Here is a 12,867-nt window from a genome sequence, read left to right as displayed (position 1 = left end):
AAAGCCGCCGTCCAGAATATGCGAAACCAACTGGTTAGGTACTTATATTGGGTATCTTTTAATGGGTCATGGAGTGGAAGTTGTTGAGTATAAAAACCGGTATATCTTTCTTGTGCTTGGCCTGGCTATTTCTGGCCGTGTTCTGTGCGTATTCTACTGATTTGTACGGTGATACCATTCCAGATAGCTCATCTTATTGTACACAGTTTTCTGTTCCCGGTGTCTCTGTAAGTTTTTCGTTTAACCTCGAAGATGTCGGGGCTGCGGCGGTTGTGCAGCTGGCGGTATCGTCTGCAATCGTGTTATCAGCGTTAGTTTGTCAGGGTCATGCCGTGCCCTGTAGTTCGGTTATCTATCCTCTTTTGCAGGTTTACATTATTTCGGCTGGTCTGCTGCACCGTTTTCTTTTGATTGATGCTTTCAGGCAATGGGCTTCGTGGCTTGTATTTTCTGGTTCGCAGTGGAACCCCGTGAGAATACCCGATTCTGCCACTGCTGAGGCTGGCACCTTGAATCCGGTGCTTGGCTACTCGACTCTGGCAGAAGCTGATCCAAACTATCAGCTACGGCACGATAATTTTGCCAGCCTGCACAGCCTTGTGGCCTATGTTACCGAGCTTAATAAGCAGATCACACCCGGTCAGTCGGTCGTGAAAAGTCGTGATGGAAAAGCCCAACTGCAGGTTGTGCAACAGGATACCACTGCAACTGTATTCTCGATCATTCTACCCAACAGTGACAACACGACCAGCACTTATCAGGTGGGGAGTAATCAGGGCATTTTCTGGATAAAAAAATTTAATGGCATCAATGTAGAGCGGTATCAACAGGTTGTTTGGAGCGAACCGAAAGAAGGAAGTACTACTGCTTGTTTAACCGCCCAGCTTATTGCTCCAGAGAAAGCAAATGAGTCTGGCTTGCAACTCGCACTAAGGGTGCCATCCTGGCTGACTCACCGGCTTCTGGCGGTCAGCACTGAAAAGACTATAGCTAAGTTCACCCGGTTGTTTCTGAATTGGTATTGGTCGGCTTATTTAATGTCTGAACCGGTGAAGGCTATGATGTCCCGGCGACATCAAAAACCAGGCTTGCAAGGGCTGTCTCCTGTGGTTCCTGCCTGCTACTCCGACAATCAGCATTGTTTTGGCTGGATGACCACGCAAGGTTTTTCTGCTGGTGTTGTTCCACAGTCACATATGATGGATGCACCTGCAGAGGAAAATAGTTTTTCCAGCAGCGGAGAAAGCTTCACTCTCAACAAACCTGAAGAAAGGGAGCCAGAGGGTTCCGGGGTGGGTGAGGGTGAGGGAGCCGAAGGTGGAAAAGATAAGGACAAAGGTGAAGGCTCCCCATTTTCTGAAAAGCCACGTTTGTCACCCGTCGCGTTACCTGAGAGTCTTCTGTGGCAGGCGACAGAGCAGTTTTTTTTAAACAGTGGATTGAGTGTGGGGCAGTCACCCGAAGTCGATCTTCAGGATGCCTACGACTTAATGCGCAAGATGAGCCATGCAGGCATGCTGCAGGTTTTACCTGTTGAAGGTCAGCCGATGAAAGACTGGGCAATGGTTGTGAGTAAGCGTCTTGCTCGTTATATCAATCACCCCATAAGTCCAGCAGGTGATACAGATCAGCCTGCTTTTTCTGATCACAGTCGTAGTCGTTATGATGAGTATGTTGTACCCATGACGCAAGATATGTTTAATCGTGTCGTTGATAGCTTTGATAAATATGACCAGTTTGCTCAGACTATTATTAATCTGCGCGATGGCCTCAAGGATATTATCGAAGCCTTTTGTGTAGAGAAAGAAACGGGTAGCTGCTTGTATGGAGGAGAGTCTGTAAGAGCGTACATAACCAAATACGGGTTTGGACATCAGCTTAAATTCAAGGATAACGAGCCTGTTACGGATGATATTGATGTGCTGCTTGGGTACGACAAAGTAGACGATTTAAAACAGTGGCTGGACACAAAACTGGTTGGTTTTAAAGTATCAGAACCTCGTAAAAAAATGTTGTTTTCTTTTCCCGGACAGAGGCCTGATCCTGAAGCCTATAACCTGTATGTGTTTGATTTCGAGGTTGATAGCGGGTCAATCAACGCCTTCCTCCCAAGCCTGGATGTCGCTATGGCGATTCCTGGATCAAAGGCGACTTTTCAGTCAGAGGAACTGGTTATTTATGAGAGCATCGTCAGGGGGCTAAACGCTGATGCCTTGGTTCGCAATACCTCTGTTCGTAAGCAGGGCAAGCATTGGGACCGTGCCCTCTATTTGAAATCGGTTTTTTCACAGAATTATTTCTTCAGTATGCTTTTAGACGACATAGATCGGCAGACAGGTGAATTACCATTACAGCCAACTCACAGGAGTACTCATTCCAAGTCAGCCACGATTGAAGTGATGAAGGAGCGCATTGATGAACTGACCTGTGAATTAAATAATAAGGAACAACAATTAAAAATTTTGAAACAAAAAGTTTTGGATGCTTTAAAAGCTAATGAAATCAGTCTTGCCAAAAAGGAAGAGGAGCGAAAGCAATTATTTCATGAATTTCAGCAGAAGCTGGCGAAGGAAGGTAAAGAGATAGCTGACAGGAAGTCTGCTAATAAGAAAATGGGTGAAAAAATATTGTTATTAAATAAACTGAATAAAAGCTATGAGGAAAAAAATGTAAATCTTGATAAAGAAATAAAAAGTCTTGAGCAACAACTAAAAAAAATAAAGCAAGATCTGGTTCAAGCTCAAGATAAAAGAAAGGGGATTGATAGGTATAAAGAAAAAATCAGTCAGCTTGATCTTGAAGTGCTCAATATTAAAAAAAAGTTGGAAGTATCAAATATCAGGTGTGACGAATTGCAGGCAGATAATGAAAGGCTTAAAAAAGAAGTTTCAGAGTATAAAAAAACACATGAAAAATGCCTTGAAGTCGATAATGAAACCTCGAAAAATTTAAAAAATCCAATTAATAATGTTAGCCACCGACTAGACCAGAATAATAAGCTAACCGGCAAAAAAAACAGACGTAAAGCTAAATTAAAAAGCTCAGAACGATATGAGTATGAATCGACTAAAAGGTCATGGCTCAGAGCTTTTTTGGTAGGTATTTCAGTTTTTATAGGCTACAAGCTAAGCGGTTACGTGGCGCGACAATACATGCAGGAGTCCGGTAGTGATGGCATAGAAAATCCTTGCCTTAATTTAGATGATTACACAGGATTAAATAGGTATATACTGCAGACATTGTGCGATCTCGATAAAAATTACAGAGTTGTTGATTATCAGATTTTCTCGTTCATTCGTAAAAAAGCAGCTTTTGAATTTATGAATAAAAAAACTTTCTTCGAGAACCAAAGAGCACAAAAAATACAGAAGGGAAGCAAGGTTATATTAGCTCATGCCAGGTACTACCTGCTATCTCAAATGACAACAAAGCAATTGCTGCAGGTTGTAGGTGGCATCAGAGCTGGCAAGGAATCGGTGGGTGATAAACTTTTATTGAATGAAATTATCCCTGGTGTTGTTGATTATTGTGGCTTGATGCCTGATAAAAAATGGCAGTACGACTGTGGTCGTATGGCAGTGCAAAGAATGCTTTCTAAGCAATTTGAGAATGAGTATTATGTTGTTGTCAATGGAAGAAGAGATATCAAACTTGGAGATTCACACAGGGTTATCAATTTCCTTCCTGTGTGGGACATAACTTCAGAAAAACTGCGCTGGTACGATGTTTGGCCCTATCGTCTTGACAACGAAGGATATGCCATTCTGGGCAATATAGCTGAAAAACAAAATGCTGTATTTTTACTGTCAGAATGCAAAAATAGAAATATTAAAAAAGAAATTAAGTTAAAAGTATTCTCTAATTATAAGTGGCACGACAAAGTTTTTAAATGTGCTGTGAAAACTGAAATAAGTGCGAATCTTGATGCAGTCTTCTGGTGGAATCATTATTATCCGGAGGCGCATCGCAGTACAGCTGGTTGTGATGATGGACATGGGCCGTACTACGGGGCATGGACATATATCGATAAGTAGTTACCCGGAGCTGTCACGCCAGCTTCTGAGCCTGGGCAAAACTGGGCCGACTTTTGCCCTGCTACCACTCAAGCAGTTTTTCGGGCTTCTGTTTTAGCTTTCTCGCCAGATCAGCAGGAACCATCCCGGCACGTTCCCAAAAAAATAAGACACCCATAAAAATAAAAACAAGACATTCAAAAATTGTATTCCCAAAAAGGATCAGAAAATCTATCTTCAAGTAGCGTATCATCGAGCCACACATCGCCATCCAACGAAAAGAGGCTGTTCAAGCCATAATTCAGACAATGCAAATTCATTCCGACATGAGTCGAAGAGAGATAAAGAGAGGGTCTTTGACGTCTTAACTGACTTCTACGCTAACCTATCATATACAAACGACTACAGACATTTAAACCTCGAAGCCACTTCTGTCCGGCTTCAATTGCATAAGCCTTCATCGCCTCCAGACGGCCAACTGCCCGATAAAAACGATTATTCCATTGCATGGTTTTCAGCCACTCATCCGGATCAATTTCCAGTCTTTCAAGAATACGAGGGATATGCGACGGGATGGAACCTTTCTTATCTGTTCTGACAATGCGACCACTCCAGTCAACCAGTTCCAGATAGTCGTGAAGAAGGTAGGGAAGGGCAACGTCCGTATTCTGGCCCTGCGAACAAAAAGGTTTCAGGGTCAGCGGCTGCTTTTTAGTCTCAGAATGTGTAACCTGCTCCACGCGTTCCTGAATCGACGTGTAGTCTGATGCTTCCGGTGTTTCCACCTTTCCAGCCCGAATCGGATTCAAGTCAACATAGGTCATGCAGGTCAGTAAGGCTGCTTCGTCCAGCAATGCCTGGCTTTTAAAACGACCTTCCCAGAAGCGTCCTTTACACTCGTCTTCTTTATTGGCCTCACGAGCAAGATGTTCATTCAGGCAGCGCATAAACCAGCTGATATCCGTTAAACGACGCCGGTATTCCTCAGCATATTCATCAATACGGGCCAATTCAGCGCTGCCCAGTTTGTCAGCGGCCAGATGCCTTTGCACCAGAGGTGGACCTCTGAACAAGGTCGTCCAACGATGCAGCACTTCATTCCGTGACCAGCTCCTGGCAGATGACTGATTGATGTGCAAAACCACATGATAATGATTCGACATGACAGCGTAAGCGCAAACTTCGATAGCAAAGACTGAAACCAGTTCCTGAAGTTTATCCACCACCCATTGGCGGCGATGCTCGTAGTTCTTGCCAGTCAGGTGGTTCTCTCCACAGAGGTAAGCCTGACGAACACATCTTGCCATGCAGTGGTAATAAGGCGTTGAGCCGGGGTCAATCAGAGTATTGCGGGCCTGAGCCATGAACTCACCTGTCTGGGTAAAAAATCAGTGTTGGGTGAAAAAGTAGACCAGGTGGATGGGAAAGCAAATTTATGGGTGTCTTTTTTTCTTTTTTTCTTCTCGCCAGATCAGCAGGAGCCATCCCGGCACGCTCCCGGGCCCAATGGACGATCTCCGGATTGATCATGGCTTCGTTCATTATTGGCGTCCATCGTGTAATGGTTGGAACGGTATCATTATGAATATTTCATCGGTAGGTGTTATTAGAGGTTGACTGCCAACCTCCAAAACAGATCTCAAGCACACTCTGGTTGTTTAAGTAATCTTTACCTAAAAATCCACACTCAGGAAATCTCCACCAAATCCCCCTTAGCCTCCAGCCAGCTCTTGCGATCGCCAGCCCGTTTTTTGGCCAGTAGCATGTCCATCTCTTCATGGGTCAGCTCAAAGTCTTCCAGCGTTAACTGAACCAAACGACGAGTGTCGGCAGACATGGTGGTTTCACGAAGCTGTAACGGGTTCATTTCACCCAGACCCTTGAAACGCTGTACGTTGACTTTGCCCCGTTTCTTTTCGGCCCTGATTCGTTCCAGAACGCCTTCTTTTTCTGCTTCATCGAGAGCGTAGTAAACTTCTTTGGCGACATCGATTCGGTAAAGGGGAGGCATGGCTACATAGATATGTCCCTGTTCTACCAAAGCTCTGAAGTGTTGTACAAACAGTGCACAGAGTAGCGTGGCAATGTGCAGACCATCAGAGTCGGCATCCGCCAGGATGCAGATTTTACCGTAGCGCAGACCGTCGAGTTTGTCTGAACCGGGGTCAACGCCCAGGGCTACAGAAATATCATGAATTTCACGAGAGGCCAGTACTTCGCTCGAATCCACTTCCCAGGTGTTCAGGATTTTACCGCGCAGTGGCAGAATCGCCTGATATTCACGATCCCTGGCCTGTTTTGCAGAGCCCCCTGCAGAATCACCCTCGACCAGGAACAATTCGGTGTAATTCAAATCCTGGCTTGAACAGTCTGCCAGCTTTCCGGGCAGGGCAGGTCCCTGAGTGATTTTTTTACGGGCTACTTTTTTGGACTTGCGCATCCGCTTCTGGGCGTTATTGATGCACAGTTCTGCCAGCAGCTCACCCTCTGCATGGTGCTGGTTCAGCCAGAGACTGAAAGCATCTTTGGCAACGCCGGAAATAAAGGTAGCGCATTCTCTTGAGGACAGACGTTCTTTGGTTTGACCTGAGAATTGCGGGTCAGCCAGTTTGGCTGAGAGAACGTAGGAGCAGTTTTCCCAGATATCGTCCGGGCCCAGTTTGACGCTTTTAGGTAAGAGGTTACGGAATTCACAGAATTCGCGAATCGCTTCCAGCAAGCCGGTTCTTAAACCATTGACGTGTGTCCCGCCCAGGGGAGTTGGAATCAGGTTGACGTAACTTTCTGTCAGCAATTCACCACCTTCAGGAAGCCATTGTACTGCCCAGTCTACCGCTTCTTTTTCACCCTGCAGTGAACCTGTGAAAGGTTCCTGTGGCAGGGTTTCGTATTCCCGGGTCGAACCTTTCAGGTAGTCGGTGAGGCCATCTTCGTAGTACCACTCATCGGTATCGCCGGTGTGGTGATCGACAAACTCGATGTTCAGGCCGGGGCAGAGTACGGCTTTGGCACGCAGTACGTGCTTGAGTTTGTTGACCGAGAATTTGGCTGAATCAAAGTAGCTGGCATCGGGCCAGAAACGAACTGTCGTGCCGGTATTGCGACGTCCACAGGTGTCGATCTCGTGCAGATCCTGGTCTTTGTAGCCATCCCTGAAGGTAATCAGGGAGACTTTTGCATCTCTGCGAACAGTGACTTCAAGACGTGTCGACAGTGCGTTAACAACCGATACCCCCACTCCGTGCAGACCACCAGAGAACTGGTAGTTCTTGTTGGAGAATTTACCACCGGCGTGCAGCCGGGTCAGGATCAGCTCTATGCCGGTTATTCCGTGTTCCGGATGAATATCCGTGGGCATACCCCGGCCATCATCAGTGACTTCCAGAGAGTTATCCTTGTGCAGGATAACCTTGATCTTGCTGGCAAACCCGGCCAGCGCCTCGTCGACACTGTTGTCGATGATTTCCTGAGCCAAATGGTTGGGCCGGGTTGTGTCTGTGTACATGCCCGGACGTTTGCGAACCGGGTCCAGGCCACTGAGTACCTCAATGGCTTCCGCTGTATAGTCGTTACGCATGAAATCCTTGTTGGGTCTGATTGCGCGTTAACTCATAAGTGTACCTAAAGCCTTGGCGTTAGTCAGTGTTGAGAGCACCTTATCATTGTTATGGGTATTTGTTCTCGGGATTTTAGTTCAGGGAAGACCTTTTTTATTTTGATGAAAGGGTCATGGATTGCGGTGTGGTCGGGCTGAACTCGAACGTAGGGTCAGGGTGCCTGTTTTCCCATAGCCAGAGCAGTAAAAGCAATAGCAGAGCCAGGAAGCTGGCACCGGCTAGCAGTTGGAAGCAGGCATCCCAGCCGTAGAGGTCGAGTACTTTTCCAAGTAACAGGTTGGCGGAAGTGGCTCCGAAAATATAGCCAAAGAGACCACAGAAACCGGCCGCAGTGGCTGCAAAGGGCAAAGGTACCAGATCAATAATATGAACGTGTACCAGCATGACCGGGCCGTAGATTAAAAAGCCGGTGGAGATCAGCGAGAGTACGGCGTGAGTGGTGTCGCCCGGTGGTGAGTTCCAGTATGCAATGACCGAAATGAGTACCAGTGCCATAAAAAGTGCATTCATGGGAGCACGCTTGCCTTTGAAGTGCTTATCGCTCACGTAGCCGCAAATAAGGGTTCCGGGAATAGCGGCGTACTCAAAAGCGAAGAAAGCCCAGCTGGAGGCGTTGAAGCTAAAGCCTTTGGTTTCTGTCAGGTAGACTGGAGCCCAATCAATAACACCGTAACGAATGAAATAAGTGCAGGCGTTCACGACGGCCAGAATCCAGAGCGGTGGCAGAGTCAGGCAATGCTGGCCGAACAGCTGAAGCGTTCGGACAAAGGACGTCTTGTGTCGTTCTATCTCCAGTTCTTCCGGCAATTCCGCAGAAGGCGACGGTAGCTGACATTGAGAAGGTCTGTCCCGTAAGAGCAGATACCCCAGTATGGCAATAATGATGGCTATAAAAGCTGGAACGAAGAACTTGCTTTGCCAGCTACCGAAGAGTGTTACTGCCAATATGGCAATGGGCCCCAGCAGGCCGCAGCCGACATTATGCGACAGGTTCCAAATGCTCATGGCTGTGCCACGCTCTTGCCTGACGAACCAGTGAGCAATCAGTTTGGCACTGCATGGCCATCCTGAACCCTGTATACAGCCATTGAGGGCCAGGGTGATCACTATCATTATCAGCGGGAACTGAAGCAATGGTGAAAAGCCAAGAACCAGAGAGAGTATCGCCGAGCCCAGAAGGCACAAAGGCATTAACTTACGGACATCAATACGGTCTGCCAGATATCCCATGGCCAGATTGCTGATTCCATAACTGAGGGCCAGCGCTGATAGCGCCATTCCGAGTTCAGATTTGCTGTAGCCTTCTGAAATCAGGTCGGGCATGACCATGACAAAGTTTTTCCGAACCAGGTAATAGGCCGAATAAGATAGAAAAGCCCCGAGCAGAATCTGCAATCTTAATCTTGAATAGCGTTCGTGCTGCTCTTTGGAGTAGCCATCAGGGACAACAGAGCATTTAAGGAAAGATCTCATGAAAACTTCCATGAACTTTTAAGAAAAAGTGGAACACGTCAGGATAGAAGGGGCCGAAAAAACAAAGGTGGCAGTGTTTTTACGGAAAAAAAATCTTTTACCAGCGGAGGAGACGAAAGATTATCTTTGTCGTTCATCTGTTCAGACTCAAAGTCAACTTAGGGAATAATGTAGCACCATTCAGAAAAAACGCCTGTCGAATTAAAGTCTTATAAGGGTGATGTCATGAAAACCAGATATAAGACCACTGTGGTTGAGCAGGGAGGCTGCGTCAATGCAGCCTTATCTTAATGAGGGCTCAGTCACGTTCGCGAAGGTGAACAAACCAGTAGCTCAGACCTACCATGACACCACCACCAATAATGTTGCCGATGGTTGCAGGGATGATATTCATGACAATCATGTTGAAGGCAGTGATATTGCTGAAAGAGTCAGCACTATAGCCTGTGGCTGCCCAGAATTCAGGCGAGGCAATGTTTTTGATCAGCAAGCCCATAGGCAGCAGGAACATGTTGGCAATGGAGTGCTCAAATCCGGCTGCCAGGAAGCAGGCGACGGGTAATGTGCAAGCGAGCATTTTTCCGGCTGCAGAACGTGCGCTCAGAGTCATCCAGTAAGTGAGACAGACAACAAGATTACAGAGGATACCCAGCATCATGGCCTGAATGAAATTGTGACCCATTTTGGCATTGGCAATGTACATGTAGTTGATGCCTACCTCACCATGAGCGCCCTGGTATTGACTCACTCCCATGAGCATGACCACCATGAAAAAGGCACCGGTCATGTTACCGAAGTAGACCAGTGTCCAGTTCCTGCTGATCTGGGCTATGTTGAGACGACGGGTGGCGCGACCCATCAGCAACAGGGTATTACTGGTAAACAGTTCGGCTCCACAGAGTACGACCATCATCAGACCCATGCTGAAAGTCAGTCCACCGACCAGCTTGGTCATACCATAGGGCAGGCCCTCTGTTCCTGTGGTGACGATGGTGTAAAACATGCCCGCCAGAGAGATAAAAATACCGGCCAGAACGGCAAGGACAAAGGTCACTTCAGGGTGCTTTTGAGTTTTACCCACAGCGGCGTCTTCTGCCAGACGGGCAATTTCAGAAGGAGGTACGCAGCCAGATTGTGGGTTGTTGTCGGTTTGCATGTCGGGGTCCAGAAGGGAAAGAACGGCCAAACTTAATGACCATGAGCGATTGAAGCTATTTCTCGTAAAGCTATTTCGAGTAAAACTATTTCTCGTCACCCATCGTTGATGAAAATGGTGAGAAGTTTTTTCATTAAGAAAAGATAGTTTATCAATATGGGAGTCAGATGATCAGAAGGAGAATTCGTGAGTTGCTTTCAGGATTCACTCGTTGAATGGTTGACTTGCTTCGGCTTTTCCGGAGAGGATATGGGAAAGATCCCTGTTCCAAATCGTGATTCCCGGAGAAAGGATAATGAACGGCGGTCCTTCAATCTTCGCAGTCTGCATCATGCTTTCCGTAAATACTCTGGCAGATGATGCCGACTTTATCCCTGTAGAAACCGGCGGTGAGGTTTTGAGCAGCCAACAACCAGCAAGCAGCCACACTTTTGGTCTTCGTGCTTATTCGTTGATCGGTGATGGTCTTTCTGTTCCCGATACTCACAGCTCTGCTTCAAAAAACGGTCTGTTGATTGATTACTACCCCTTTGAAAGTGGCTTCAGGGTCTCTGCAGGAGCATTTTCGGGCGACTCGAAGAAACTGGGGAAGGCCTATTTTTCTGGTGAAGGGCAGCAAGCCTATGTCGGTGTCGGTTGGAAAAAACTTCTTGATGATGCAAAACGAGTCGATCTCAGTGTTGACTTAGGTACTTTTCTGGACACAGGGCCTGAAGCGGTAGAGAGCACTGTTTCGGAGTCTACAGCCAACACGTTATTGCAACGTACCAGGTCTGACAGTAGAGATCAGCCTGTCATCAGTCTGGGGATTGAATTCAGGTTCTGAAATGCGGTGAATGCATCTGGCTTTCTGTTTTTTAATGGCTTGTAAAAAAACCGTCTGAACGGTTCCAGACGGTTTTTTTACGAAGCTTAAAGAGTCGTTGCTGTTTTTATAGCCTCTTTGGGTTCTTCGGCCAATGCAGAGGGCTTTTTCTTGTCCCGGGTAGCATTTATATGAATGCCCTTAAGAACATTAAGAGCCTGGCTTAACTGATAATCTTGCTCGGCCAGAGAACCCGACTCGTCCTTCTGCTTGTCTTTGAGCTGTTTGCTTTTCTTGTGTTTGCCTTTTTCAGTCTTTTTATTGCCGTTGGTAAGATGACCCTGCAAGTCCGCCTCCTTGTAATCGGATACGTCTTCTTCAGGTGTCACTTTGGCCTTTGGTACAAAAATATCAGGCTTTATACCCTCGGCCTGAATTGAACGACCATTGGGCGTGTAATAGAGAGCCGTAGTAAGTTTCAGACCTTTCTCTTTATTATTTCTCAGAGGTAGTACGGTTTGAACGGAGCCTTTGCCGAAAGATTCGGTGCCGACCAGAACGGCTCTGTGATGGTCTTGCAGGGCTCCAGCGACGATTTCAGAAGCCGATGCTGAACCACCATTGATCAGCACTACCAGGGGCATACCTTCGGAAGGATCATCTTTGCTGGCTTTAAAGCTGAGCTGAGAGTTGGGGATATTTCCTTTGGTGTAGACGATCAGTCCTTCTTTGATAAAGGCGTCTACAACTCCCACTGCTGACTGAAGAACACCGCCGGGGTTATTTCGAAGATCCAGTACCAGACCTTTCAGTTTCCCGTTCTGAGATTTTTTGAGTTTGTTAAGGTGTTCAACCAGCTCCTTGTCAGACTCAGACTGGAACTGGCTCAGGCGAATGTAACCATAGCCATCCTCCAGAACCCGGGACTTGACACTCTGTACTTTGATGATGTCGCGTTTGACAACCAGGTTAATGGGTTTGGGCGCCCCTTCACGAACTATCGTTAACTTGATAGGCTCTCCGGGCTTGCCACGCATCTTATCGACAGACTCCATCAGAGTCATACCTTTCACGGAAGTGTCATCCAGCTTGATGATAAGGTCGCCTGCCTTTACACCGGCTTTCTGGGCCGGGGTGTCATCAATAGGAGCGATGACCTTGATAAAACCATTTTCCATTCCGACTTCGATACCCAGTCCGCCAAACTTGCCGGAGGTATTGATTTCAAGTTCTTTAAATTCGTCTGGTTTCAGGTAAGAGGAATGGGGGTCCAGGCCTGAAACCATACCCTGGATGGCATTATCCAGAAGCGTCTTGTCATCTATATCTTCAACATAGGCACTTTTGATAAGTTGCAGGGCCTCGGTGAAGGTACGCAATTCTTCCAGTGGCAGTGCGCCTTTCTTCTCTTCCTTTGCCGCTTTGTCATCGGCTTCCGACTCGGCGGGTTCAACCGCTGCCGGGGCGGGCTTATCTCCCCGGTCAACAGGGGCTGACCAGCCTTGCAGGGCAAACCCGGATGCCAATGCCAGCACAGCGGCTTTTATCCATTGTGGCATCGGCTGCCGGGAAGTAGAAAAAGATGTTGTCATGAATTCTCCCTGCACATTTATGGTGAAAATGCCGCTATTTCTGATCCTGCGGCAATGTTCGTGGTTTGGATGGTCCGGCATCCCGGTGGTCCGGCATTCCGGTGGTCCGATTCCGGTGGCCGACATCCCGGTGGTCCGGTACTGAAGTATAGGCAGCTTTATTTAACAGACTGCGCTGTGCACTGTCTTTCAAGCTTCAGGTTCAGCCGGA

Annotated in this window: 7 protein-coding genes; 2 read left to right on the top strand and 5 right to left on the bottom strand. The window is 47.2% G+C overall.

Annotated elements, in window-relative coordinates:
* Nucleotides 1–83 precede the first annotated feature (83 nt).
* Entirely contained in the window at nt 84–4,034 is a 3,951-nt protein-coding gene (locus ACOJUO_RS03320; protein WP_422138894.1) for a hypothetical protein, read from the top strand.
* A gap of 359 nt (nt 4,035–4,393) precedes the next feature.
* Here the strand turns inward: ACOJUO_RS03320 and ACOJUO_RS03315 are convergent, their stop codons facing one another.
* The 4 genes from ACOJUO_RS03315 to focA all read right to left on the bottom strand — a co-directional run bounded on the left by ACOJUO_RS03315 (nt 4,394) and on the right by focA (nt 10,289).
* Nucleotides 4,394–5,377, bottom strand: coding sequence for a transposase (locus tag ACOJUO_RS03315; RefSeq protein ID WP_422138893.1), 984 nt, complete (start codon nt 5,375–5,377; stop codon nt 4,394–4,396).
* A gap of 323 nt (nt 5,378–5,700) precedes the next feature.
* Nucleotides 5,701–7,590: a DNA topoisomerase IV subunit B gene (gene parE, locus ACOJUO_RS03310; protein ID WP_422138892.1), complete on the bottom strand. Its 1,890-nt coding sequence runs from the start codon at nt 7,588–7,590 to the stop codon at nt 5,701–5,703.
* A gap of 133 nt (nt 7,591–7,723) precedes the next feature.
* A complete protein-coding gene (locus ACOJUO_RS03305; protein WP_422138891.1) occupies nt 7,724–9,103 on the bottom strand; it encodes an MFS transporter in 1,380 nt (459 codons plus the stop codon).
* A 298-nt stretch (nt 9,104–9,401) separates the two neighbouring features.
* Nucleotides 9,402–10,289: a formate transporter FocA gene (focA, locus tag ACOJUO_RS03300; RefSeq protein ID WP_422138890.1), complete on the bottom strand. Its 888-nt coding sequence runs from the start codon at nt 10,287–10,289 to the stop codon at nt 9,402–9,404.
* A 301-nt stretch (nt 10,290–10,590) separates the two neighbouring features.
* On the opposite strand from focA, the gene ACOJUO_RS03295 reads away from it, so the two are divergent.
* The gene (locus ACOJUO_RS03295; protein ID WP_422135326.1) at nt 10,591–11,085 is read left to right on the top strand and encodes a hypothetical protein; all 495 of its coding nucleotides are present in this window, start codon (nt 10,591–10,593) and stop codon (nt 11,083–11,085) included.
* A gap of 86 nt (nt 11,086–11,171) precedes the next feature.
* Here ACOJUO_RS03295 and ACOJUO_RS03290 read toward each other — a convergent pair whose 3' ends face one another.
* A complete protein-coding gene (locus ACOJUO_RS03290) occupies nt 11,172–12,656 on the bottom strand; it encodes a S41 family peptidase (RefSeq protein WP_422138889.1) in 1,485 nt (494 codons plus the stop codon).
* Nucleotides 12,657–12,867 lie beyond the last annotated feature (211 nt).

The sequence above is a fragment of the Endozoicomonas sp. ALC020 genome (genome assembly GCF_049275935.1).
Taxonomy (GTDB): Bacteria; Pseudomonadota; Gammaproteobacteria; order Pseudomonadales; family Endozoicomonadaceae; genus Endozoicomonas_A.
Note: the sequence above shows the minus strand (reverse complement) of the source record. Positions and strands in the feature narration are given on the sequence as shown.